This is a genomic window from Agrobacterium sp. GD03872, assembly GCF_029840625.1.
Lineage (GTDB): Bacteria > Pseudomonadota > Alphaproteobacteria > Rhizobiales > Rhizobiaceae > Agrobacterium > Agrobacterium fabrum_A.
This window is the reverse complement of record NZ_JAOCCY010000006.1, coordinates 204755-227786: the sequence shown is the minus strand read 5'-3', so window position 1 is coordinate 227786 and position 23032 is coordinate 204755. Positions and strand designations below refer to the sequence as shown.

The window sequence follows — 23032 nt, the reverse complement described above, 5'->3', positions numbered from 1 at the left end:
CGCGCTCATGCTTGAGGCATTGCTGGTCTATCTGGGGGAGACCCAGCGCGAGGGGCGCGTCGTTACACGGCGATTGCGTGCGACCATAATCCTGTCGGTTCTGACCGGGATATTTTTTCTGATCGCCTTCATCGCCGCGGTGGTGGCGGGGTCCATCTATCTTGCCCGGCATGTGGGTGCAGGCCCTGCGGCGCTCGTCGTCGCCGGGACCGCGTTCCTGCTCGGCGTCATCATGCTGGTGGCGCTGGCGATCGTCAAACGCCCGAGGGTCTATGCCGCACGTCCTGCTGTCGCACCTTTGACGGCGGCGCCGCTTGCCGCAGCACCGCTCGCCCTGCAATCGCTGCTGACACTGGCGATTCAGGCGCGCCCCTATGCGACGCTCGCCGTGGCAGTCGCCGCCGGTTTCCTGGCCACAAGGGTCAATACAAAAAAGTCCAAGTAACTTCTTGGCGACACGAGAAGGCGAACCGCGCGTCCAGACGATGGATGCGCGGTTTTTTTTATGTTACCCGCGAAGGATAGACTGGTTGATGGCGTTACCCGCCATGCCGCCCTTATTTGAACAAAGTGACATACAGTCTCGGGCAGTCTCGGCGCGTCCGTAATTTTCTGAAAGGCAATTGATGAAAAAGAAAGTCCTTGTCGTCGGCGGTGCCGGCTATATCGGTTCGCACACCTGCCTTCTCCTCTCCGAGCGAGGATATGAACCGGTCGTTTTCGACAATCTCTCCAACGGGCATGAGGAATTCGTCCGCTGGGGGCCCTTCGAACAGGGCGATATTCGCGACCGGGCGCGGCTGGACGAGGTCTTCGCCAAACACCGGCCGGAAGCCGTTCTGCATTTCGCCGCGCTGATCGAAGTCGGCGAGTCAGTCAAGCAGCCCGTGGCTTTCTACGACAACAACGTCATCGGCTCGCTCAACCTGCTCTCCGCCGCCATCGATGCAGGCGTCACGACCTTCGTTTTTTCGTCCACCTGCGCAACTTACGGATTGCCGGAACAGGTGCCGATCGACGAAACGCACCGGCAGGCGCCGATCAACCCCTATGGCCGCACCAAATGGGTGGTGGAGCAGGCGCTGAAGGATTACAGCACCTATAAGGGGCTGCGCTCGGTGATGCTGCGCTATTTCAACGCTGCGGGCGCGGATTTCGAAGGCCGCATCGGCGAATGGCACAAGCCGGAGACCCACGCGATCCCGCTCGCCATCGAGGCCGCACTCGGCCGGCGTCAGGGCTTCAAGGTGTTCGGCACGGATTACGACACACGCGACGGCACCTGCGTGCGCGACTATATCCACATTCTCGATCTCGCCGATGCGCATGTGCGGGCCGTGGATTATCTGCTGGATGGCGGAGAAACCGTCGAACTCAACCTCGGCACCGGCACCGGCACCACGGTGAAGGAATTGCTGGCGGCGATTTCGGAGGTCTCCGGCCGCCCCTTCCCCGTCGAATATACCGGACGCCGCGATGGCGATTCCACCACGCTGGTCGCCAATAACGACAAGGCGAAGGAGGTTCTCGGCTGGGAACCGCGTTATTCCCTGTCTGACATCATCAAATCCGCCTGGGCGTGGCATTCCTCCCGCAATGCCGGGGATTGAATAATCGGCGATCCGATACAAAAAGACACCGGCCTTCTGGCCGGTGTCTTCCGCGAGACGGATAATTGAAGCCGGTCCCGCTCCTGCCTCCCAGGTATGGGAACTAGGGCTTGGTGGCTGAAGTCGTCGTGCTGTCAGGAGCCGCAGGCGTTGCCGCATTCTTTTCGCTGGCCTTCTGTTCCAGCGTCTTGAATTCCGGAGCTGACTTCAGCGTTTCCGCCGTTTCCGTCGTTGTCAGGCGGATGGTGCCGTCCTGCGCGTTGCGCGTCATCGTGACCTTGTCCATCGGAACGGCAACGTCCTTTGCACCGATGCCGAGGAAGCCGCCGACGCCGATCACGGCCGCAACCAGACCGCCATCTTCTTCCATGATGAGGTTAGTGACGTTGCCGATGCTTTCATCGGCTGCGGTATAGACCGCCTTGCCGATATAATCGTTGGCGCTGACCTGCGTTTCGTCCTGTTCGGTCAGATAGGCGCCGCCCGTCGTTACGGCCGCGCTGTCATTGGTCGCAGGAGCCGCAGGCGTCATCGGGGTGGCGGGGGTCGCCGGCTCCGTCTGCGCGCCCGGATTTTCCGGCGCAGGCTGGGTAGTACCCTGAGCGATGGCCAGCGGCGCGAAGGCCGTCGTGCCCATCAGGGCGGCGGTGACAAGGATCGTAAGTTTCTTAGCCATTTTCGTACCTTCCTTTCATCGTTCTCAACTGGCCGGCGGAGATGAATTTCATGTCCGCTTCTCGGCCGGTTCGTCTGGCAAACGGGTCGGTCGTTGAAATAGTTCCGATTTTTTCAATCACGCCGACGCAATTATCGTCTGCCGCAACAACCGAAGGTAAAAAAACAGGCATTGCTAAAGGGGGATGGCGCGGTATTATCCCTGCCGTAACAATGCCGTAACTGCCGGAGTTTTTGTATGCCTCGACCCGGCAACAGACTGAAAGACATGATCTCGGCCTTGCGTCGCCGCAGTGCGAATTTTTTCCCGACCGCCTCCATCGGCACCTATCTGGTGGTGATGGCAACCGTCATCACGCTGCCGCTCATTCTTTTCGGCGGCTACCTGATGCTGCGCCTCGAGGCGGAAAAACGCGACGACCTGCAGCGGGAAACCATCGAGGATGTCCGCGTCGTCAGCCGCAACATCGATCGCCGCCTGCAGGAAATCGCCACGTCGCTCAATCTCCTGTCGCAATTCCCGGAACTCGAGAGCGGCAACCTCGCCGCGTTTCAGGGCCGTGTCGCCGGCAGCCTGAAACGGGAGGGCCTCTACGCCATCCTCGCCACCAGGGACGGCCAGCAGCGCCTCAACACGCGTCTCCCCTATGGCCAGCCCCTCGGCAAGGTGCCGGACGAGGCCAATCTCACAAAGGCGATCGAATCCCGCCGCATCACCGTCTCGGACATGTTCTTCGGCGCGACCAGCAAGGAGTGGGTGTTCAACGTCACCATGCCGCTCAACCCGGAACTGGGCTCGGCCGGGGACGCCCTGATCCTGACGCAGAACGCCAGCGACCTGAGCCGGCTCATTCCCACGGAAAACCTGCCGCGCAACTGGGGCGTCGCCATTATCGACGGCACCAACCGCGTCGTCGTCTCCAGCGCCCCCAGCGAGGCGGAGGTCGGCAAGCCGTTTTTCACCCCCGACATCGTTTCGGAAATGCAGGCCTTCAGCGGCAATTTTTTCGACGGCAAGGGTAATCTTTACGCCTATGCGCAATTGCCGGGCTGGCAATGGAAGAGCGTGATGTGGGGCCCGCTCGCCTCAAACCAGGCGGCGTTGATAGATACATGGCGGCAGATGATGATCGGCAGCCTGATGCTGGTGCTGATCGCCATCGGCGGCGCCTATCTGGTCGGCCGGCAATTGCGTAGCTCCATCCGCGACCTGACCCTGATGGCCGAGCGCATCGGTGAGGGCGAGATCGTCGCACCCGTCGATACCAAAATCAAGGAAGCCAACCAGGTCGCCATCGCGCTCTCCAACGCCTCCTTCGACAGAAGCCAGTCGGAAGAGCGCCTGCAACTGCTGCTGCACGAACTGGTTCACCGCTCCAAGAACATTCTGACGCTGGTTCAGGCAATGATCAGGCAATTGGGACGCGAAAATAAAAGCATCCCGGAATTCCAGAAGGAAGTCGATCACCGCCTGCGCGGTCTTGGCATGTCGATCCGCGCCCTGGCGGAAGTTCAGTGGCAGGGCCTGCCGATCCGCAGGCTGATCGAGACTCATCTCGATGTTTTCGGCACCGTGTCGCAGCGTTTCGTTCTCACCGGAGATGACTTCATGCTTTCTCCGGAAGCGGCGCAGAATTTCGGTCTGGTCATCCATGAGCTGACGACGAATTCCATCAAATACGGCGCATTGTCGGCTGCATCGGGAAAAATCACCCTGCGCTGGCAATCCGTTGAAAAGGACGGGCGACAGATGCTCCATCTGGTCTGGACCGAAACGGGCGGGCCGCCGGCAAGAGAGCCGAGCCGCAAGGGCTTCGGCACCACGGTCATCAAAAGGCACGCGGAAGGCGCCTTTGGCGGACAAGTGGTGACCGACTATCGCGAAACCGGTTTCGAATGGTCCCTGGAAGCGCCGATGCGTTATTTCACGCCCAAACGATCGGAACAGACAGGCACACATTGAGGCAGAAAAACTGTGCAAAACAGCCTGACCTCCCGCCTATGTCAAAAAAATGTATTTTTCGGGAACCGAATCATCTCTGGCATGTTTTTACTGCAGGCCAAGCAATTCCCCCGTCCCCGCCTGAAGCTTGGCTGAAAATAAACAGGTTTCGCCCCTGAAAACCTGTCATAAAAATAGCACGGCTCCCCTGTGGGCCGTGCTTTTTATTGTGCCGCTGACGATGCGGGCGGAGCCTCGCATACATCGGCGTGAATTCAGGACGCCGCACCATCACCGGAAGGAAATTTCAGCCGGTAGACGATCCGCTCCGGCGTCAACTGATATTCGGCGCTTCCTCCCAATGCGGACGGAACCACCTTTTCCAGCACGACGCTTCCGAAACTGCCGCGCCGGGTCTCCGCCGGCTCTTTCGACGGCATCATCGGCTCATTCCATTCAACGATGTAAAAATCACCCTCCTGGCGACATTGCAGGGATATGGGCGGGTGATAGGCGAGATTGCCGCTGTGGCTGACGGTGTTGACGACCAGCTCATGGAAGGCGAGCCCGATATAAAGCGCGCCATTCGGATTGAGCAGCAGGTTTTCGCCTTCCATATGGATGAGGTTCGGATATTCCGGCACGTAAAGGTCGAATTGCTGGCGCAGGAGTTCGAATATCCGCGCGCCCCGCCAGTCTGAATCCGTGATGAGATCCTGACTTTGGGCAAGGGCATGCAGCCGGCCGCGGAACTTTCGCAGGAAATCATCCTTGGTGAGGCTGAAACGGGCCGTCTGGCCGGCAAGGCTCTGGATGATTGCGAGCAGGTTCTTCGAACGGTGGCTGACCTCACGCAGCAGCGAGCGCAGAAGCTGCTCGCGCCGCCTTTCCGCCGTCTCCTCGCGAATGGTGGTTTTCATCACCACCTGGTTCGACTGATTGAAGGTGGAATGCACCTGAAACTGGAAGACGCGGTCATTGCCGGCATGAACTTCCAGCATGCCGCGGCTGCCGGCCGCGTTCATGTCCTTCTTGAGGTCGGCAAGCCGCGCCGACAGATCGTTACCGAACAGATTTTCATCGGTCGGCCGGGAATCGGCCGGCAGTTTCCAGACATCCGGCAGATTGGCCACGAAAATATAGTCGCGATTCCAGTCCTGCAGCATGACTGTCTCACCCGAATCGAGCAAGGCGAGGACCAGCGAATCGTGAAGCTCGCTTTCGTCCCTCTCCGCGTTATGCCATGCCAGCCGATGCAAATTCGTCTCCTTGCAGAAAGCCGCAGGGAAGCCCCACGACCGTAACCGCCAACGCCCGGGCACCGGACTGGTTCCCGGTCAGTCTGCGGTTTCGGCAAAATTCACGCCGCGACGCGTGAGCTTTCGTTGAAAAACAGGGCCTGGCTGATAAGCGCTTTCACCATGTCCGGGTTGAAGGGTTTCGTTACAAGGAAGGTCGGCTCGGGTCGCTCGCCCGTCAGAAGACGCTCGGGGAAAGCCGTGATGAAGATGACCGGGAGGGTGGTCATCTGCAGGATGTCTTTCATCGCGTCGAGACCGGAGCTGCCATCGGCAAGCTGAATATCGGCAAGGATCATCTTGGGCTGGGTGCGATGGAAAAGATCGAGCGCTTCCGTGTGCGTGCGGGCGATGCCCGTGACGCGGTGGCCGAGATCGGTGACCATCTGCTCGATATCCATGGCGATGAGCGGTTCGTCCTCGATGATCATGATATCGGTCGCCACCTGGCGGGCGATTTCGGACGCCGCTTCATCGATGAGCTTACCGACCTGATCCTCGGAGACTTTGAGAACCTCTGCGGTTTCCGAAGGCGTGAATTCTTCGACCGTCGTCAGAAGGAATGCCTGACGGGCCAGCGCCGGCACGGCGGAGAGGTTGGCCGAGGCGCGTTTTTCCCATCCCGACAGGTTTTCGTCGGTCTTAATATTGATCGTGACGGAACTAAAGATCGATACGAACAATTGATAGAGCGAAACCCGATCGCTGCTTGTCTGCGGAAAAATGCTGATATCGGCGATCAGAGCTTCGAGCGTCGCCGCAACATAGGCATCGCCCGTCGATTGTGAGCCGCAAACGGCACGCGCGAACCTGCGCAGATATGGCAGGTGCGGTGCGATGCGTGTAGAAACTGACATGGAATTCTCCCCTTTCATGCGGTCTGCAGCGCAAACCCAAGATAGCAACGTGCGCATCGCAAAAAAAGTTCCGGACCGCCGGAACTATTTTTTTCACCGTGCATTCTTCGCCACGACACAAAAGGAATACCGGACGTTATGAGCATATTTCAATCGGACCAAGACCAGCCGGACAATTCGGCCGCCCCCCAGGTTCCGCACTCCGGGCGGGCGGTGATTTCCCGTAAGCTCAGGGAGCTTTATGATGCCGTTCAGGATGAAGGCATCCCTGACAAATTCCTCGACCTTCTCGAAAAACTCGATGAAGCCGAAAGCAGAGCCAAATTGAAGGCTTCGGAGGAATGATGGCGAAAGAGCCGGAGCAGACAGAATACAACTTCAAACGGGAAATGCTGGCGGCGCTGCCGAACCTGCGTGCCTTCGCGATCTCGCTCATCCGCTCGCGGGACCGTGCAGACGATCTCGTGCAGGATACGATCATGAAGGCCTGGGCGAAACAGGACAGCTACCAGCCGGGCACCAATATGCGGGCATGGCTGGTGACGATCCTGCGCAACGAGTTCTACAGCCAGATTCGCAAATCCGGCCGCGAAGTGCAGGATACGGACGGCGTCTACACGTCGCGCCTTTCAGTCCCGCCGGAACAGCACGGCTCGGTCGATCTTCAGGATTTCCGCGCTGCACTCGCAAAACTTCCCGATGACCAGCGTGAAGCGATCCTGCTGATCGGCGCCTCGGGCTTTGCCTATGAGGAAGCGGCCGAAATCTGCGGTTGCCCGGTCGGCACGATCAAGAGCCGTGTGAGCCGCGCAAGGCTGCGCCTGCAGGAATTGCTCGGCATCGAAAACGAAAACGAGTTCGGTCCCGACGCGCAGATGAGCGCGGTAACCGCCGCCGCCACGGCGCGCTGAAAGAACTGAACCCAAACAGCAACAACCGGGCAGGCAAGCGCCTGCCCGTTTTCATTTGTCCGCTTTTCAGATGCCGGTTTCCTTGACTGATTGCATGACGACGAAGGTGGAAGTGTTGGCGACTGACGGCAGGCTCGAGATTTTCTCGCCGAGTACCCTTCGATACTTGCGGATATCGCTGGTGCGCACCTTCAGAAGATAATCGAAGGCGCCGGCGATCATGTGGCACTCCTCCACTTCCTTGATCTTGCGCACCGCCGTGTTGAACTCCTCCAGCGCCTTTTCCCGCGTATCGGAAAGTTTCACCTCGGCGAAGGCGATGTGATCGACGCCGAGTTTATGCGGATTGAGCACGGCGCGGAAGCCGAGAATATAGCCATCGTCCACCAGCCGTTTCAGCCGCGTCTGGCAGGGCGTCTTGGAAAGGCCCACCCTTTTCGAGAGCTGCAGCACCGACATGCGCCCGTCCTCGCTGAGCGCCTCGAGAATCTTGAGGTCGAAGTGGTCAAGATCGTCTGTTTTTTGACTATTAGCCATGCGATTTCACGCCATATACGAGTAAGAAAAGTTCATACTGCCTGTTTTATCCTGAAAATAAGGCCATAGCAATTTCTGCGGTGATGATATTGTCTGCGACAGGATGACAAGCGGCGGGCGGAGGACACGCTGCCGCCGAAGGTCTGTCTTCAACAGCGTTTTCAGGATTTTCAGAATGGCCGATGGTGCAAGCAACGCCGGTGTAGTGGCAAACGGTATCTTCCAGAATTTTGCGCCGCCGGTGCGCGAGCAGAGCCTGCTGCGCAAGGCGATCACCGCCGCCTATCGCCGCCCCGAAGAAGAGTGCCTGGTGCCGCTGATCGAAGCGGCAACGGTGACGGCTGAAGAGGCAAAAGCTATCAGCGACACCGCCCGCAAGCTGATCGAGGCTCTGCGCACCAAGACCAAGGGCACCGGCGTCGAAGGGCTGGTGCAGGAATATTCGCTTTCCAGCCATGAGGGCGTGGCGCTGATGTGCCTTGCCGAAGCGCTGCTGCGCATTCCCGACACCGCCACCCGCGACGCGCTGATCCGCGACAAGATCGCGCGCGGCGACTGGAAGTCCCATATTGGCGGCGGGCGTTCGCTTTTCGTCAACGCCGCCACCTGGGGCCTCGTCATCACCGGCAAGCTGACCTCGACGGTAAACGATAGCGGCCTTTCGGCGGCGCTTACCAAGCTGATCGCCCGCGCCGGCGAACCCGTCATCCGCCGTGGCGTCGATATGGCCATGCGCATGATGGGCGAGCAATTCGTGACCGGCGAAACCATCGGCGAAGCGATCAAGCGTTCGAAGCCGCTGGAAGAACAGGGCTTCCAATATTCCTATGACATGCTGGGCGAAGCCGCGACCACCGCGAAGGATGCGGAGCGCTACTACAAGGATTACGAAAACGCCATCCACGCCATCGGCAAGGCGTCTGCCGGCCGAGGCATCTATGGCGGGCCGGGCATTTCCATCAAGCTCTCGGCGCTGCATCCGCGCTATGCGCGCGCCCAGGCCGAGCGGGTGATGACGGAGCTTTTGCCGCGTGTCAAGTCGCTGATGCTGCTCAGCAAGAAATACGATATCGGCCTCAACATCGACGCCGAGGAAGCCGACCGGCTGGAACTGTCGCTCGATCTTCTGGAAGAGCTGGCGCTCGACAGGGATCTCGCCGGCTGGAACGGCCTCGGTTTCGTCGTACAGGCCTATGGCCGCCGCTGCCCCTTCGTTCTGGATTACATCATCGATCTCGCCCGCCGTTCGGGCCGCCGCATCATGGTGCGTCTCGTCAAGGGCGCCTATTGGGATGCGGAAATCAAACGTGCGCAGGTGGAGGGGCTCGAGGACTTCCCGGTCTTCACCCGCAAGGTCCACACCGACGTCTCCTACATTGCCTGCGCCCGCAAGCTGCTCGCCGCGCGCGATCTGGTCTTCCCGCAATTTGCGACCCATAACGCGCAGTCCATGGCGACGATCTACCATCTCGCCGGCCCCGGCTTCAAACTCGGCGACTATGAGTTCCAGTGCCTGCATGGCATGGGCGAACCGCTTTACAGCGAAGTCGTCGGCAAGAAGAAGCTTGATCGGCCGTGCCGCTTCTACGCCCCCGTCGGCACGCATGAGACGCTGCTCGCCTATCTCGTCCGCCGCCTGCTGGAAAACGGTGCGAACTCCTCCTTCGTCAACCGCATTGCCGATCCCGCCGTGCCGGTGGACTCCCTGCTGGAAGACCCGGTCGCGGTGGTCAAGGCCTATGCCGTTCCCGGCGCGCGGCATGATCGCATCGCCGCCCCTGAAGGCCTGTTCGGCCCGGAACGCAAAAACTCCGCCGGCCTCGATCTTTCCAGCGAAACGACACTCTCCGCACTCGACAAGACCCTGAAGGCGGGAGCTACAACGGAGTGGAAAGCCACAGCGCCTCAGGCAGGTGGCAACACGCGCCCGGTTCTCAACCCCGGCGACCACAATGATATTGTCGGCCATGTGACGGAGCCGACTGAAGGCGATGTCGAAGCGGCCATGCAGCGGGCGGCGGCCTCGAACTGGCCCTCCACCCCGGTGGAAGAACGCGCCGCCTGCCTGGAGCGCGCCGCCGACGCCATGCAGGCCGAAATGCCCACCCTGCTCGGCCTCATCATGCGCGAGGCGGGAAAATCCATGCCGAACGCCATTGCCGAGGTGCGCGAGGCCATCGACTTCCTGCGTTATTATGCGGCGGAAGCCCGCAGAAACTTCAAATCAGGCGAAACACCGCTCGGCCCGGTCGTCTGCATCAGCCCGTGGAACTTCCCGCTCGCCATTTTCATCGGCCAGGTGACGGCGGCGCTGGTTGCCGGCAATCCGGTGCTGGCGAAGCCCGCCGAAGAAACGCCGCTGATCGCGGCGCAGGGCGTGCGCCTGCTGCATGAGGCCGGCGTTCCGGAAGATGCCGTGCAGCTTTTGCCGGGTGACGGCAAGACCGGGGCGGCACTCGTCGGCTCGCGGCTGACGGCAGGTGTGATGTTCACCGGCTCGACGGAAGTGGCGCGGCTCATTCAGGGCCAGCTTGCCGGCCGGGTTCTGGCCAATGGCCAGCCGGTGCCGCTGATTGCCGAAACCGGCGGCCAGAACGCCATGATCGTCGATTCCTCTGCACTTGCCGAACAGGTCGTCGCCGATGTCATCGCGTCTGCCTTCGACAGCGCCGGCCAGCGCTGCTCGGCTTTGCGCATTCTCTGCCTGCAGGAAGATGTGGCGGACCGCACGCTGACCATGCTGAAAGGCGCGCTGCATGAATTGCGCATCGGCCGCACCGACAAGCTCTCCGTCGATGTCGGCCCCGTCATTACCGCCGAGGCGAAGGGCATCATCGAAACGCACATCGAGGGCATGCGCGGGCTCGGCCATCGCATCGAACAGATCACGCTTGCCGGCGAGACCGGCAAGGGCACCTTCGTGCCGCCGACGATCATCGAAATGAAGTCGCTCGCCGATCTGAAACGCGAAGTCTTCGGGCCGGTGCTGCACGTCATCCGCTTCAAGCGTGACAATCTCGACCGGCTGATCGACGAGATCAACGCCACCGGTTACGGCCTGACCTTCGGCCTGCATACCCGTCTCGACGATACGATCCAGCACGTTCTGTCCCGCGTCGCGGCCGGCAATCTTTATGTGAACCGCAACATCATAGGCGCGGTTGTCGGCGTGCAGCCCTTCGGCGGACGCGGACTTTCCGGCACCGGCCCAAAAGCGGGCGGTCCGCTCTATCTCGGCCGCATGACGCAGGAAGCGCCGAAGATCGACCGCATCGCCAGCCAGCAGGATCAGGCCGCCGTCGATCTCGCCCGCTGGCTGGATGAAAACGGCGAAACCGTTGCGGCCGAAGCTGCGCGGCAGGCGGCGGCACTCTCCGGTCTCGGTTTCGAGACCGAACTGGCAGGGCCCGTCGGCGAGCGCAACGTTTATGCACTGCATCCGCGCGGTAAGATTCTGCTCGTTCCGGCCACTGTACAAGGGCTTTACCGTCAGCTCGCGGCAGCCCTCGCCACCGGCAATACGGTTGTCATCGACAATGCTTCCGGGCTGGAAAAATCGATCTACGGCCTGCCGGCAACCGTCACGTCGCGCATCGTCTGGGCGGATGACTGGGCAAAATCCGGCCCCTTCGCCGGCGCGCTGGTCGAGGGCGATGCGGAGCGTATCGTGGCGGTCAACAAGAAGATCGCCGCCCTGCCCGGCCCGCTCGTTCTCGTTCAGGCCGCGACTACGGAAACGCTTTCCCGGGAAACCCAGCCTTATAATCTCGACTGGCTGGTCGAAGAAGTCTCCGTCAGCGTCAACACCACGGCCGCCGGCGGCAATGCCAGCCTGATGAGCATTGGCTGACAACAGGTTCCGGCGGGGTCTCGGCCCTGCCGGCCCATCCTCTATCCGTTGGTGTCGCCACGGCCGAAGAGCTGGTTCAGAACCTGCTCTTCCAGTCTTGCGAATTCCACCGTGCCATGGCGGCGCGGACGCGGCAGTTTCACATCGAGATCGAGCGCGATGCGCCCCTCATCGATGACGACGATGCGATCCGCAAGCGCGACGGCCTCGGAAACATCATGCGTGACGAGAACGGCGGTGAATTTCTGCTTGCGCCAGATGCGCTCCAGCAGAAGCTGCATTTCAATGCGGGTGAGCGCATCGAGCGCACCGAGCGGCTCATCCAGCGCCAGAATCTGCGGATGGGCCACCAGCGCGCGCGCCAGCGCCACGCGCTGCTTCTGGCCGCCGGAAAGCACATAGGGCCACTCACCCGCCCGGTCCTTCAGCCCCACCTCGCCGAGAATTGCAAGCGCCTGTTTCTGCGCCGCCTCGCCCCTGGCGATGCCGGTCAGTCCCACGGAGACGTTGCTCGCGATACGTTCCCACGGCAGAAGACGCGGCTCCTGAAACATCATGCGGGTGCGGCTCGATGCATCTTTCGAGACGGTTCCGGTCGTCGGCGTGTCGAGGCCGGCCAGAATGCGCAAAAGCGTGCTCTTGCCGCAGCCGCTCTTGCCGATGACGGCCAGAAACTCGCCTTCCCGCACATCGAGATCGATGCCGCGCAGAACCGGTTTATCGCCGAAGCTCTTCGCCACATTGCGGAAGCTGAAGGCGACCTTGCCTTCGTTCTTCTTCTCGCCTTGTTCGATTTTCCCCTGCGACGGGAGGGATGGCGGGGCATCCGGGCGTCTCAGCGTCGTCACATTGCCGGTCGACATGGGTTACCTCAGACTTTCTTGAAGGCTGGATGCCATTGCAGGAAGATGCTTTCGAGGAAGCGGGCGAAACTGTCGGCCAGCTTGCCGAGAAGCGCATAGATGAGGATCGACAGCACGACGACGTCGATCAGCAGGAACTCGCGCGCCTGCATGGCCATATAGCCGAGGCCGGACGAGGAAGAGATGGTTTCGGCGACGATCAACGTCAGCCACATGATGCCGAGCGCATAACGCAGGCCGGTGAAAATGGCGGGCAGCGCGCCGGGCAGAATGACCCGCCGGAACAGCGTGAAGGGCGACATGCCATAGGTGCGGCCCATCTCCACCAGTTGCGGATCGACACCCTGAATGCCGAGCAACGTGTTGATGTAAATCGGGAAAAACACACCGAGCGCAACGAGGAACAGCTTCGCCTCCTCATCGATGCCGAACCAGAGGATGACGAGCGGAATGAGCGCCAGATGCGGAATGTTGCGGATCATCTGCAGCGTCGTATCGGTGAAGCTGCGGGAAAATTTCGAGAGGCCATTGGCTAGGCCGAAGATGAAGCCGATGGAGCCGCCAATGGCGAAACCGGCGAGCGCGCGGGCGGAGCTGACGCCTATATTGGCGACAAGCTCACCCGAAAGCAGAAGCCGCCAGAAGGCTTCCGCGACAGCCGAAGGGGCCGGCAGCACATTGGCGGAAATCAGACCGGCACGCGCCGCCGCCTCCCAGCCCGCAAGAATGAGTGCGGGGAGCAGCCAGCCTGTGATGCCGCCAATCTCGATACGCTTTCCGGTGCTCATGGCATGCCCTCCGGCTCTTGCTCAGTTCGTCGCGCCCGACCAGACGGCATCCTTGATGCTGATCTGTTTCGGGATCAGGCCGAGGCGATAAAAGCGGTCGGCGGTTTCCTGCTGGCTGGCGACGATCTTGTCGTCGATTTTGGTAATGCCGAATTCAGAGCGGTTCGCGGCCAGCGTCTGCGCCTCCAGCGGCACGCCCGTCACCTCATGCAAAGCTGCAGCAACCTTGTCGCGGTTGGCAGCGGACCATTTGGCCGCCTCGCCCAGAGCATCGATGGTGATGTTGATCGTATCCGCATTGGATTTGGCGTAATCGCGATTGGCGAGGAAATAGGTGCTGACATTAAGAACATCGCTGGTGCGGGCCAGAGTGACCGGCTTGTAGCGGGTTTCGGCAATCGCATAGAAGGGATCCCAGACGGCCCAGGCGTCGATCTTGTCGCTGGCGAAAGCGGCCGCGGCATCGGCAGGGCTGAGATAGAGCACCTCGATATCGCTGAATTTCAGGCCATTCTTCTCAATTGCCGCCACCAGCAGATTATGCGCGCTGGTGCCCTTGCCGACGCCGACCTTCTTGCCCTTGAGATCGGCAACCGATTTGATGCCACTCTCAGGCTTGGTGAAGATCGCTTCGCCCTTGCCGTTCGAAGGAAGCGCCGCGACATAAACGATGGCGGAACCGGCCGCCTGACCGAAGATCGGCGGCGCATCCCCCGTCCAGCCGACATTGATGGAGCCGACATTCAGGGCTTCAACAAGCGGCGGGCCAGCGGTAAACTCCACCCAGGAAACCTTCACGCCCTTGGCCTCGAGCGCCTTTTCGATGACGCCCTGCTGGCGGGCGATCACCGGCAGGCCGGTTTTCTGATAACCGATCTTCAGCTCTTCCGCCGCCTGCGCGGAAAAGGGCAGAGCGGAAAGGGCAGCGGCAGCAAGAAGGCTGGCGGAAAGGACGCGTCGGGTAATGGCTGGCATTTCATCTCCTATCACCAGCCCCTCTGGCCGGTCTGCGACATGGAGCAATGCTAGGATTTTCGATAAAAACGATAGAGAGACAATAATTCAATATGGTCGATATGACGGGAATAAAATTCCGCCGCCATCAGGCTTCACCGCAAATATTGGCGGCGGCCTATTTTCGACCCCCAAACGAAAATGCCGGCGCATGGCGCGCCGGCATATGGATCGATCAGAATGCGATGGGCTTATTCGATATCAAAGGAAACGCCCTGCGCCAACGGCAGAGCCTTGGAATAATTGACCGTGTTGGTGGCGCGGCGCATATAGGCCTTCCACGCATCCGAACCGGATTCACGGCCGCCGCCGGTTTCCTTCTCACCGCCAAAAGCGCCGCCGATTTCCGCACCCGAGGTGCCGATATTGACGTTGGCGATGCCGCAATCCGAGCCTTCCGAAGACAGGAAGCGTTCCGATTCCTGAATGTCGCGGGTGAAGATCGATGACGAAAGACCGGCGGAGACGGCGTTATGCGCGTCGATTGCCTGATCGAGATCGCTGTATTTCATGACATAGAGGATCGGCGCGAAAGTCTCTTCCAGCACCGGCCCCGCCTGCTTCGGCATTTCGACAAGCGCCGGCTTGACGTAATAGGCATCCGGCGCACCCGTATCCACGCGGCCGCCGCCATTCACCACGCCATCATGGGCTTTCGCCGCTTCGAGGGCTTTCTGCATGCCATCGAAAGCCGCCTTGTCGACCAGCGGGCCGACGAGCGCCGATGTTTCCAGCGGGTTGCCGACGGAAACGGAGGCATAGGCCTTTTTCAGACGCGGCACGAGCTGGTCATAGACGCTGTCATGCACGAAGAGACGGCGAAGCGTGGTGCAGCGCTGGCCGGCCGTGCCCATGGCGCCGAAGGCGATGGCGCGCAGCGCCATATCGAGATCGGCGGACGGGCAGACGATGCCGGCATTGTTGCCGCCGAGCTCCAGAATGGCGCGGGCAAAGCGTTTCGCCAGACGCGGGCCTACATCGCGGCCCATGCGGGTGGAGCCGGTGGCCGAGACGAGCGGCACCTTGGCATTGTCCACCAATGCTTCACCCACGGCGCGGTCGCCGATCAGCAGCTGCGAGAGGCCTTCCGGTGCATCGCCGAAACGGGCGGCGGCGCGCTCGAAGATGCCCTGCACGGCAAGCGCCGTGAGCGGCGTCTTTTCCGAAGGCTTCCAGACCACCGAATTGCCGCAGACGATGGCGAGCGCCGCATTCCATGACCACACCGCGACCGGGAAGTTGAAGGCGGAGATGACACCGACGACACCGAGCGGATGCCAGGTTTCCATCATGCGGTGGCCGGGGCGTTCGGTGGCAATGGTGAGACCGTAAAGCTGGCGGGACAGACCGACGGCGAAATCGCAGATATCGATCATTTCCTGCACTTCGCCGAGGCCTTCGGACGGGATCTTGCCCGCCTCCAGCGACACGAGACGGCCGAGATCGGCCTTGAAGGCGCGCAGCTCTTCGCCGAGCAGCCGGATCAGTTCGCCACGGCGGGGCGCCGGCACATTGCGCCATGTCTTGAAGGCGGCATCGGCCCGGTCGATCACGGCTGCGACACCCTCGACCGAAACGGTCTTCAGGCTCGCGACCTGTTCACCCGTCACCGGGCTGAAGGAGGCCATATCGCCGCCGGTATAGAGATCGCGGGCAACGCCCATCCTGTCGAGCAGGGCCGCAGCTTCCTGTTTCACGTCGAGCTTCGTGGTCGCATCCATGTCCATCGTCCTTTTGGCTCAAAAAGGGAGGAAAGGCCGTTTTGATACGGCGCTTTCAACTCCCGTCACTCTTCTTTCCCCGAATTTGCCATTCGTTATGTGAAACTGGTGTTTTGCACCGTTCCATTCTTTCCCGTAATCATATATGGCCATAATGACCCTTTCCAATGAGGAAAGCGGGTAAGTTGATGCGAGAATGGAATGGACCCGCGCAGAAGACTGGTTCCTGACATCGTTACCCTGCAGGCGTTCGAATGCGCGGCACGGCATGGTAATTTTACGCGTGCGGCGGAAGAACTCAACCTCACGCAGAGCGCGGTGAGCCGGCAGATCGGCGAACTGGAAGCGCAGACCGGAATGCAGCTTTTCGAACGTATCCGCAGGCGGGTCGTGCTTTCGGAAGCGGGGCGTAAGTTCCTGCCCGATGTGCGGCGCCTGCTGCAGCAATCCGAACAGTTGATGGTGCGCGCGGTTTCAGCCGGAACATCGCACGCATCGCTTTCCGTCGCCACATTGCCGACATTCGGCAGCCGCTGGCTGATGCCGCGCCTCCACCGCTTCATAGACGCCAATCCGGAAATAACGATCACCATCGGCTCGCGCTCGCACCCTTTCGATTTCGACGAAGAAGGGTTCGATCTCGCCATTCACTACGGCCAGCCGGTCTGGGCGCATGGCACCTGCACATTTTTGTGCAACGAAGTGATCGTGCCGGTCGCGAGCCCCGCCCTGCTACGCCGCGCCAGCGTGAACCAGCCGCAGGATCTGACCGGGCAGCCGCTGCTGCATGTGACGACGCGTCCGAAACTATGGACGGAATGGCTGGAGATGAACGGGGTGACGGCTGACAATGCCTATCAGGGCAGCCGTTTCGACCAGTTCTCGATGATCATCGAGGCCGCCGCAAGCGGCATCGGTTTTGCCCTTCTGCCGAAATATCTCATCGAGGCGGAACTTGCGGCCGGCCGCCTAGAAATCGTCTTCGACATGCCCCTGCAGACCGACAAGAGCTATTACGTCGCCCTGCCGGAAGGGCGGCAGGACAATGCGCTGGCCCGCGCCTTTCAGGCCTGGCTGCTCGATCAGGTCGGCAAGCCGGTGTAATCCGTCATACGCTCAGTTCGACGGGCGGAGAGAAACGTCATACAGCCCCGGAAGATCGGGACCGACGGGCACGATCCGGGTCGGATTGAGCGCCTTGATGGAATAATAACCGCGCTTGATATGGTCGATATTGACCGTGTCACGCACACCGGGAATGGCCAGCACCCGCATCATATAGGCCTGAAGGGCGGGATAATCGGCGATGCGGCGAAGATTGCATTTGAACAGGCCATAATAGGCGGCATCGAAACGCACCAGCGTCACGAAAAGCCGGACATCCGTTTCGGTCAAGAGATCGCCGAACAGGAAAGGTCCGCCTGAAGCGAGGCGGCTTTCGAGCTCCTGAAGCGTTGCGAACACATCGGCGAAGGCCTCTTCATAAGCGACCTGCGTGGTGGCGAAACCAGTTCTGTAAACGCCGTTGTTGAGGCGCGGATAGATGCGGTCATTGAGAGCGTCGATCTCGTCCCGCAGACCTTCCGGATAGAGGTCCACGCCATTATCGGCCAGAGCGCCGAAACCGGAATTCAGCATGCGCAGAATATCGGCGGATTCGTTGTTGACGATGGTTTTCGTTTTTTTGTCCCAAAGCACCGGCACGGTGGCGCGGCCGGTATAGTGCGGATCCGCGCTGGTATAGACCTCGTGCATATAGGTGAAGCCGTTGAGTCCATCGCGATCCGCGCCCGGATAGTCGCCGAATTTCCAGCCCTCGTCGGAAAGGGCGGGCTCGACAACGGAAACGGAAATCGCCGCTTCGAGCTTCTTCAGCTTTCGGCCGATCAGCGTGCGCGATGCCCAGGGGCAGATCAGCGCGACGTAAAGATGATAACGGCCGCTTTCGGCCACAAAGCCGCCCTCACCCGTCGGCCCCGCCGAACCGTCAGGTGTCACCCAATTGCGGAAGCCGGAGGTCTGGCGAACGAAGCCGCCTTTCTTGTCGGTTGCCTGCACCGGATGCCATTCGGCGGTCCATTTTCCATCCACGAGCATTTGCGGCTCTCCGTTCATCTAAAGATGAAAACCTTATGGGCCGGGTTGCCGCCGCTTCACAAGCCGCGCTTCGGTTGACGCACTGTTTCCGATCAAGGGTGAATTCAGAGGCGATTGCGGAAAAACGGGTTCCAGCGCACGGTGCCCAACCTCACCTTTTCGCGGATCATCGTCAGCAACCCCGATGCGGCGATGACGGCCAGACCAAGCACGGCGACCGCATCCGGATATTCGTGGAAGAAGGCCATGCCGATCGCCACGGCCCAGAGGATTTGCGAATAATGCGACGGCGCGATCTGGCTTGCCGGCGCGATGCGGGTTGCGACCAGAAGGGTGATCTGCCCCGTCGCCGTGCAAAGGCCGATGAAGGCGAAGGCCAGAAGCTGGTGCAGGTTGGGCATGACGAATTCGGGGATGGAGGCAATGCCATTGAAGGTGAGGCCGTAGATCAGCAGCACGCCCATGATCGAGGTGCGCTTTTCCTTGCCCGCAAGCGAGCGCAGCAAAACGATGGTCATCGCCGCAAGGAACGCAACGCCGATGGCGGCGAAATGCCCGAGTTCCAGCGTCTTGAAGCCCGGCCGCACGACGAGGACTACACCGACGATGCCGGCCAGAACCGCCGCCCAGCGCCATGGGCCGATATTCTCCTTCAGCACGACGGCGGAAAGCACGGTCACGAAGAGCGGCGACAGGAAGATCAGCGCATAGGCTTCCGCCAGCGGAATGGTGGTGAAGGCATAGATGCCGAAAATACCGGCGAAGAGGCCGGAGATGGCGCGCCCGTGCACGGCGAAGGGCCGGCTCATGCGCCAGAATTCACGCCACCTTTCCTCCCGTGGTTTACTGAAGAAAATGAAAATGCCGGAAAACAGAATGCTGAAGAAGCCGATTTCGAAAACGCTGATCTGCGATCCAAGCGACTTGATGGTGGCATCGCCCATGGAAAAGGTCGCATAAGCGAACAGACCGAGCAGAAAACCCTTTTGCATTTGAACGTCCCCAAACACCGACCGCAATGCAAAGCATCCCCCGGCCGCGTGGAAGGCGACCCGGACGCCCCTTTCAAGGGACAGACAGTCTGGCAGATTTGATCCTCATCCTATGGCTAGACCCGGCTACCTATGAGTGCAAGCTGCAAAAGAGGCAAAAATGCGCGATCTCGCCGCATCGGTGCAATCGGTGGCAAGGTGCGGCAAATTTGTCCCGCCACGGCCATCACATCACCGTCATGGAAAGAGGTTAGCCGGTGTTGATCGTGGCGCTTGGCGACGGGCATGAAGGCGGCTAAATATTATTATGTGATTTTCACTCGCCGATTTCCCCGGCTGGTATTGCCGCGTTAACATGGCCTCGCTAACCGAAAGGAAAAAGAATGCGGATTGTGATGATCGGTTCGGGTTATGTCGGCCTCGTGTCCGGCGCGTGTTTTGCGGATTTCGGCCATGACGTGGTCTGCGTCGACAAGATGCCGGAGAAGATAGAGGCCCTGAAAAACGGCCATATTCCGATCTTCGAACCGGGTCTGGAAACTATCGTCGCCAACAATGCCAAGGCTGGCCGGTTGAGCTTCACCACCGATCTTTCCGCAGCCGTCGCCAATGCCGATGTCGTCTTCATCGCGGTCGGCACGCCCTCGCGGCGCGGCGATGGCCATGCGGATCTCGGTTATGTCTATGCGGCGGCAAAAGAGATCGCCCATTCGCTTGACGGTTTCACCGTCATCGTCACCAAATCCACCGTTCCCGTCGGCACAGGCGACGAGGTGGAGCGTATCATCCACGAGGAAAACCCCTCGGCCGATTTCGCCGTGGTCTCCAACCCCGAATTCCTGCGCGAAGGTGCCGCCATCGAGGATTTCAAGCGGCCGGACCGCATCGTCGTTGGCCTCTCGGACGAGCGCGCCCGCCCCGTCATGACCGAGGTTTACCGCCCGCTTTACCTCAACCAGTCGCCGCTGCTCTTCACCACAAGGCGCGCTTCCGAACTGATTAAATATGCCGCCAACGCCTTTCTGGCGATGAAGATCACCTTCATCAACGAGATGGCTGACCTGTGCGAAAAGGTCGGCGCCAATGTGCAGGACGTGTCGCGCGGCATCGGTCTCGATGGCCGCATCGGTTCGAAGTTCCTGCATGCCGGCCCCGGTTATGGCGGCTCCTGTTTCCCGAAGGATACGCTGGCGCTTGCCAAGACCGCGCAGGATTATGACGCGCCGGTGCGGCTGATCGAGACCACCATCGCCATCAACGACAACCGCAAACGCGCCATGGGCCGCAAGGTCATCAATGCGGTGGGCGGCGATGTGCGCGGCAAGAAGATCGCCGTGCTTGGCCTCACCTTCAAGCCGAATACCGACGACATGCGCGACAGCCCGGCAATCGCCATCATCCAGACCCTGCAGGACGGCGGCGCGAAAGTGGTCGGTTACGACCCGGAAGGCATGGCGAATGCCCGCCATCTGATGGAGGATATCGAATACGCGGCCGGCCCCTACGAAGCGGCGGAAGACGCCGACGCCGTGGTGATCGTGACGGAATGGAACCAGTTCCGCGCGCTCGACCTGCCGCGCCTGAAAGCGATCATGAAACATCCGGTGCTGGTGGATCTGCGCAATATCTACCGCACGGATGAGGTCGCCGCGCATGGTTTCATCTATGCCGCGGTCGGTCGTCCGCACGAAGGCGGTTTCGACAAGGGCGCATAGAGGTTTCGTTTTCGCCATTTCATTAAGGTTTTCTGCGCTTCGGTCAGACCGCAAACGCACCAACGGATTCGGGATATAATCATCATGCGTTATCTGGTTACCGGCACAGCTGGCTTCATCGGCTTTTATGTTGCGAAGCGACTGTTGGACGCCGGCCATTTCGTGACCGGTTTCGACGGCATGACGAAATATTACGATGTCAGTCTCAAGGAAAAACGCCACGCCATCCTTTCCCGCTCCAACGGCTTCCGGGCCGAAATCGGCATGCTGGAAGATACGGATGCGCTGAAGCGCGCGGCAGAGGCCGCCGAACCGGAGATCATCATCCACCTCGCCGCACAGGCGGGTGTCCGTTACAGCCTTGAAAATCCGCGCGCCTATGTCGATTCCAATCTCATCGGCTCGTTCAACATGCTGGAGCTCGCGAGAAGCTTGCAGGTCAAGCACCTGATGCTGGCATCGACCTCCTCCATCTACGGCGCCAACGAAAAAATCCCCTTCGCGGAGAGCGACAAGGCCGACGAGCCGATGACGCTTTACGCCGCCACTAAAAAATCGATGGAGCTGATGGCGCATAGCTATGCCCATCTGCACAAGCTGCCCACCACCGCCTTCCGTTTCTTCACGGTCTATGGCCCATGGGGACGGCCGGACATGGCGCCCATCAAATTCGTCGATGCCGTATCCAACGGCCGGCCGATCGATATTTACGGGCAGGGTAATATGAGCCGCGACTTCACCTATATCGACGATCTGGTCGAAGGCATCGTCCGGCTGAGCGCGGTTATCCCGTCCGAGGAAAACCGCGTCACGCAGGAAGGTGTCACCGACACGCTTTCCCATCACGCGCCCTTCCGCGTGGTCAATATCGGCGGCGGCCAGCCGGTGGAACTGATGCATTTCGTCGAGACGGTCGAAAAGGCGGTCGGGAAACCCGCGATCCGCAACATGCTGCCGATGCAGCAGGGCGACGTTCCCCGCACCTTCGCCTCGCCCGATCTTCTGAAGGCATTGACCGGTTACGTGCCGCAAACCCCGGTCGAAGAGGGCATCAAGGCCCTCGTCACCTGGTATCGCGAGATGCACCCGGCCGAATTACGGGAATAAAATCACAACGTCGCCAGCAGGCGGTTGGCGATGGTGCCGCCGGAAGCGCTCTGCATGGTGATCTTGGTTTCCACGGCCTCGATGATCGTGTCGCTGAAATCCATCTCCGTCAGATCGCGGATATTGGAAAGCCCGCCCGGCGAAAACACGTTCACTTCCAGTATCTTGTCGCCAACGATATCGAGCCCGACGAGGAACATGCCGTCCTCCACCAGCTTCGGCCGCACCATTTCGGCGAGCGCCACGATTTCATCGGTCACCGTCGCCGCCTCCGCCGTGCCTTTGGCATGGATGTTGGAGCGCAGATCGCCCTTGGCCGGCACACGGCGAAGGGCGGCATATTTGCCATCCCGCATCAGCGGGCGGCCATTCATCATGAAGAAGCGGATATCACCATCCTTGGCGGCCGGCAGATAGGCCTGCGCGATCAGATAACCTTCGAGGCTCACCGCCTCGAAAATCTGGTTGAGATTGGTCTCCTTGCTGGAGCCGATCTTGAAAACGTTCTTGCCGCCGGAGCCCTGCAGCGGCTTGACGATGACACCCTTGGGGTGCGCATCGGCAAAGGCGCGGATTTCCTCGACATTGCGCGAAATGATCGTGGTCGGGCGGACGATTTCGGGAAAGCTCTGGAAATAGAGCTTGTTCTGCGCCAGCGCCAGACCTTCGGGATCGTTCAGAACCACGACGCCCCGCTGCTCGGCAAGCCGCCCGAACAGGATGCCGGCATGCACCGCCCATGGCCGTGTGGTCTGGTCGAGAGAGGGGTCGTTGCGCAGCATCAGCGCATCGATTTCCTCCACATCCATGGTCCGCCGTTCCAGCGCCTTGTCCTGCAGGGCAGCATGGAACGCATCCGATTTCTTGTATTTCGCCTTCGGCAGCACTGTGGCATGGATGGTCAGGCTGTCGTCCGAGCGTAAGGTGAAATCACCGGGCGTCAGATAAACCACTTCGTGGCCGCGATTGAGCGCCGCCATGGCCAGCAGGCCGGTCGCGTAGTTCGGTCCCTCGGTCTCGATGGAATTAACGAAAAATGCGATACGCATGAGGCC

Annotated in this window: 20 protein-coding genes; 9 read left to right on the top strand and 11 right to left on the bottom strand. The window is 60.6% G+C overall.

All coding sequences use genetic code 11. The features are described 5' to 3' along the window. Positions 1-7: 7 nt before the first annotated feature. Both N5D22_RS16685 and galE read left to right on the top strand, forming a co-directional pair. Entirely contained in the window at positions 8-445 is a 438-nt protein-coding gene (locus N5D22_RS16685; protein WP_003508754.1) for a hypothetical protein, read from the top strand. Between the two features lie 181 nt (positions 446-626). Then, positions 627-1610, top strand: coding sequence for a UDP-glucose 4-epimerase GalE (galE, locus tag N5D22_RS16680; protein ID WP_279656771.1), 984 nt, complete (start codon positions 627-629; stop codon positions 1608-1610). Between the two features lie 103 nt (positions 1611-1713). On the opposite strand, the gene N5D22_RS16675 is transcribed toward galE, so the two are convergent. Then, on the bottom strand, positions 1714-2286 hold the full coding sequence (locus N5D22_RS16675; protein ID WP_279656772.1) for a PRC-barrel domain-containing protein: 573 nt from the start codon (positions 2284-2286) through the stop codon (positions 1714-1716). Between the two features lie 237 nt (positions 2287-2523). Here N5D22_RS16675 and N5D22_RS16670 point away from each other — a divergent pair, with 237 nt between their 5' ends. Then, positions 2524-4248: a sensor histidine kinase gene (locus N5D22_RS16670; RefSeq protein ID WP_279656773.1), complete on the top strand. Its 1725-nt coding sequence runs from the start codon at positions 2524-2526 to the stop codon at positions 4246-4248. Positions 4249-4502: 254 nt separating this feature from the next. On the opposite strand, the gene N5D22_RS16665 is transcribed toward N5D22_RS16670, so the two are convergent. Both N5D22_RS16665 and N5D22_RS16660 read right to left on the bottom strand, forming a co-directional pair. Continuing rightward, positions 4503-5486, bottom strand: a complete 984-nt coding sequence (locus N5D22_RS16665) for a sensor histidine kinase (protein ID WP_279702742.1) — start codon at positions 5484-5486, stop codon at positions 4503-4505. A gap of 101 nt (positions 5487-5587) precedes the next feature. After that, positions 5588-6382: a response regulator gene (locus N5D22_RS16660; protein WP_003522529.1), complete on the bottom strand. Its 795-nt coding sequence runs from the start codon at positions 6380-6382 to the stop codon at positions 5588-5590. 138 nt (positions 6383-6520) lie between these two features. Between N5D22_RS16660 and N5D22_RS16655 the strand changes: the two genes are divergently transcribed. Further along, positions 6521-6727, top strand: coding sequence for a NepR family anti-sigma factor (locus N5D22_RS16655; RefSeq protein ID WP_279656776.1), 207 nt, complete (start codon positions 6521-6523; stop codon positions 6725-6727). Continuing rightward, positions 6727-7293: an RNA polymerase sigma factor gene (locus tag N5D22_RS16650; RefSeq protein ID WP_003508744.1), complete on the top strand. Its 567-nt coding sequence runs from the start codon at positions 6727-6729 to the stop codon at positions 7291-7293. Before N5D22_RS16655 ends, N5D22_RS16650 begins: the two co-directional genes overlap by 1 nt. Before the next feature lie 66 nt (positions 7294-7359). Here N5D22_RS16650 and N5D22_RS16645 read toward each other — a convergent pair whose 3' ends face one another. Then, entirely contained in the window at positions 7360-7830 is a 471-nt protein-coding gene (locus N5D22_RS16645) for an Lrp/AsnC ligand binding domain-containing protein (protein ID WP_279656777.1), read from the bottom strand. Positions 7831-8005: 175 nt separating this feature from the next. Here N5D22_RS16645 and putA point away from each other — a divergent pair, with 175 nt between their 5' ends. Beyond that, on the top strand, positions 8006-11680 hold the full coding sequence (putA, locus tag N5D22_RS16640) for a trifunctional transcriptional regulator/proline dehydrogenase/L-glutamate gamma-semialdehyde dehydrogenase (protein WP_279656778.1): 3675 nt from the start codon (positions 8006-8008) through the stop codon (positions 11678-11680). Positions 11681-11721: 41 nt separating this feature from the next. On the opposite strand, the gene N5D22_RS16635 is transcribed toward putA, so the two are convergent. From N5D22_RS16635 to N5D22_RS16620, 4 genes are all read right to left on the bottom strand, one after another. Next, the gene (locus tag N5D22_RS16635; RefSeq protein WP_279656779.1) at positions 11722-12543 is read right to left on the bottom strand and encodes an ATP-binding cassette domain-containing protein; all 822 of its coding nucleotides are present in this window, start codon (positions 12541-12543) and stop codon (positions 11722-11724) included. 8 nt (positions 12544-12551) lie between these two features. Further along, the gene (locus N5D22_RS16630; protein WP_020009953.1) at positions 12552-13331 is read right to left on the bottom strand and encodes an ABC transporter permease subunit; all 780 of its coding nucleotides are present in this window, start codon (positions 13329-13331) and stop codon (positions 12552-12554) included. Between the two features lie 21 nt (positions 13332-13352). After that, complete coding sequence (locus N5D22_RS16625; protein WP_279656780.1) at positions 13353-14306, bottom strand: aliphatic sulfonate ABC transporter substrate-binding protein; 954 nt, start codon at positions 14304-14306, stop codon at positions 13353-13355. Positions 14307-14536: 230 nt separating this feature from the next. Continuing rightward, positions 14537-16066 carry an aldehyde dehydrogenase family protein gene (locus N5D22_RS16620; RefSeq protein WP_279656781.1) on the bottom strand — a complete coding sequence of 510 codons (1530 nt, stop codon included), beginning with the start codon at positions 16064-16066 and terminating at the stop codon, positions 14537-14539. 201 nt (positions 16067-16267) lie between these two features. On the opposite strand from N5D22_RS16620, the gene N5D22_RS16615 reads away from it, so the two are divergent. Beyond that, a complete protein-coding gene (locus N5D22_RS16615) occupies positions 16268-17170 on the top strand; it encodes a LysR family transcriptional regulator (protein ID WP_279656782.1) in 903 nt (300 codons plus the stop codon). Positions 17171-17182: 12 nt separating this feature from the next. Here the strand turns inward: N5D22_RS16615 and N5D22_RS16610 are convergent, their stop codons facing one another. Next, positions 17183-18163 carry a glutathione S-transferase family protein gene (locus N5D22_RS16610; RefSeq protein ID WP_279656783.1) on the bottom strand — a complete coding sequence of 327 codons (981 nt, stop codon included), beginning with the start codon at positions 18161-18163 and terminating at the stop codon, positions 17183-17185. Positions 18164-18267: 104 nt separating this feature from the next. After that, positions 18268-19155 (bottom strand): DMT family transporter, encoded by an 888-nt coding sequence (locus N5D22_RS16605; RefSeq protein WP_279656784.1) that lies wholly within the window; start codon positions 19153-19155, stop codon positions 18268-18270. Between the two features lie 383 nt (positions 19156-19538). On the opposite strand from N5D22_RS16605, the gene N5D22_RS16600 reads away from it, so the two are divergent. Together N5D22_RS16600 and N5D22_RS16595 are read left to right on the top strand one after the other, a co-directional pair. Continuing rightward, positions 19539-20870 carry a UDP-glucose/GDP-mannose dehydrogenase family protein gene (locus N5D22_RS16600; protein WP_279656785.1) on the top strand — a complete coding sequence of 444 codons (1332 nt, stop codon included), beginning with the start codon at positions 19539-19541 and terminating at the stop codon, positions 20868-20870. An 84-nt stretch (positions 20871-20954) separates the two neighbouring features. Then, on the top strand, positions 20955-21977 hold the full coding sequence (locus N5D22_RS16595; RefSeq protein ID WP_279656786.1) for an NAD-dependent epimerase: 1023 nt from the start codon (positions 20955-20957) through the stop codon (positions 21975-21977). A gap of 2 nt (positions 21978-21979) precedes the next feature. Here N5D22_RS16595 and N5D22_RS16590 read toward each other — a convergent pair whose 3' ends face one another. Beyond that, on the bottom strand, positions 21980-23026 hold the full coding sequence (locus N5D22_RS16590) for a glutathione synthase (RefSeq protein ID WP_279656787.1): 1047 nt from the start codon (positions 23024-23026) through the stop codon (positions 21980-21982). Positions 23027-23032: the final 6 nt, after the last annotated feature.

Bases quoted from the DNA above. Each gene is read 5' to 3' on its own strand.
- galE (WP_279656771.1), top strand. From the start codon at position 627: ATGAAAAAGAAAGTCCTTGTCGTCGGCGGTGCCGGCTATATCGGTTCG.
- N5D22_RS16650 (WP_003508744.1), top strand. From the start codon at position 6,727: ATGGCGAAAGAGCCGGAGCAGACAGAATACAACTTCAAACGGGAAATG.
- N5D22_RS16610 (WP_279656783.1), bottom strand. From the start codon at position 18,163: ATGCTCGTGGATGGAAAATGGACCGCCGAATGGCATCCGGTGCAGGCA.
- N5D22_RS16675 (WP_279656772.1), bottom strand. From the start codon at position 2,286: ATGGCTAAGAAACTTACGATCCTTGTCACCGCCGCCCTGATGGGCACG.
- N5D22_RS16590 (WP_279656787.1), bottom strand. From the start codon at position 23,026: ATGCGTATCGCATTTTTCGTTAATTCCATCGAGACCGAGGGACCGAAC.
- N5D22_RS16615 (WP_279656782.1), top strand. From the start codon at position 16,268: ATGGACCCGCGCAGAAGACTGGTTCCTGACATCGTTACCCTGCAGGCG.
- N5D22_RS16605 (WP_279656784.1), bottom strand. From the start codon at position 19,155: ATGCAAAAGGGTTTTCTGCTCGGTCTGTTCGCTTATGCGACCTTTTCC.
- putA (WP_279656778.1), top strand. From the start codon at position 8,006: ATGGCCGATGGTGCAAGCAACGCCGGTGTAGTGGCAAACGGTATCTTC.
- N5D22_RS16645 (WP_279656777.1), bottom strand. From the start codon at position 7,830: ATGGCTAATAGTCAAAAAACAGACGATCTTGACCACTTCGACCTCAAG.
- N5D22_RS16670 (WP_279656773.1), top strand. From the start codon at position 2,524: ATGCCTCGACCCGGCAACAGACTGAAAGACATGATCTCGGCCTTGCGT.
- N5D22_RS16635 (WP_279656779.1), bottom strand. From the start codon at position 12,543: ATGTCGACCGGCAATGTGACGACGCTGAGACGCCCGGATGCCCCGCCA.
- N5D22_RS16630 (WP_020009953.1), bottom strand. From the start codon at position 13,331: ATGAGCACCGGAAAGCGTATCGAGATTGGCGGCATCACAGGCTGGCTG.
- N5D22_RS16660 (WP_003522529.1), bottom strand. From the start codon at position 6,382: ATGTCAGTTTCTACACGCATCGCACCGCACCTGCCATATCTGCGCAGG.
- N5D22_RS16625 (WP_279656780.1), bottom strand. From the start codon at position 14,306: ATGCCAGCCATTACCCGACGCGTCCTTTCCGCCAGCCTTCTTGCTGCC.
- N5D22_RS16595 (WP_279656786.1), top strand. From the start codon at position 20,955: ATGCGTTATCTGGTTACCGGCACAGCTGGCTTCATCGGCTTTTATGTT.
- N5D22_RS16620 (WP_279656781.1), bottom strand. From the start codon at position 16,066: ATGGATGCGACCACGAAGCTCGACGTGAAACAGGAAGCTGCGGCCCTG.
- N5D22_RS16655 (WP_279656776.1), top strand. From the start codon at position 6,521: ATGAGCATATTTCAATCGGACCAAGACCAGCCGGACAATTCGGCCGCC.
- N5D22_RS16685 (WP_003508754.1), top strand. From the start codon at position 8: ATGCTTGAGGCATTGCTGGTCTATCTGGGGGAGACCCAGCGCGAGGGG.
- N5D22_RS16600 (WP_279656785.1), top strand. From the start codon at position 19,539: ATGCGGATTGTGATGATCGGTTCGGGTTATGTCGGCCTCGTGTCCGGC.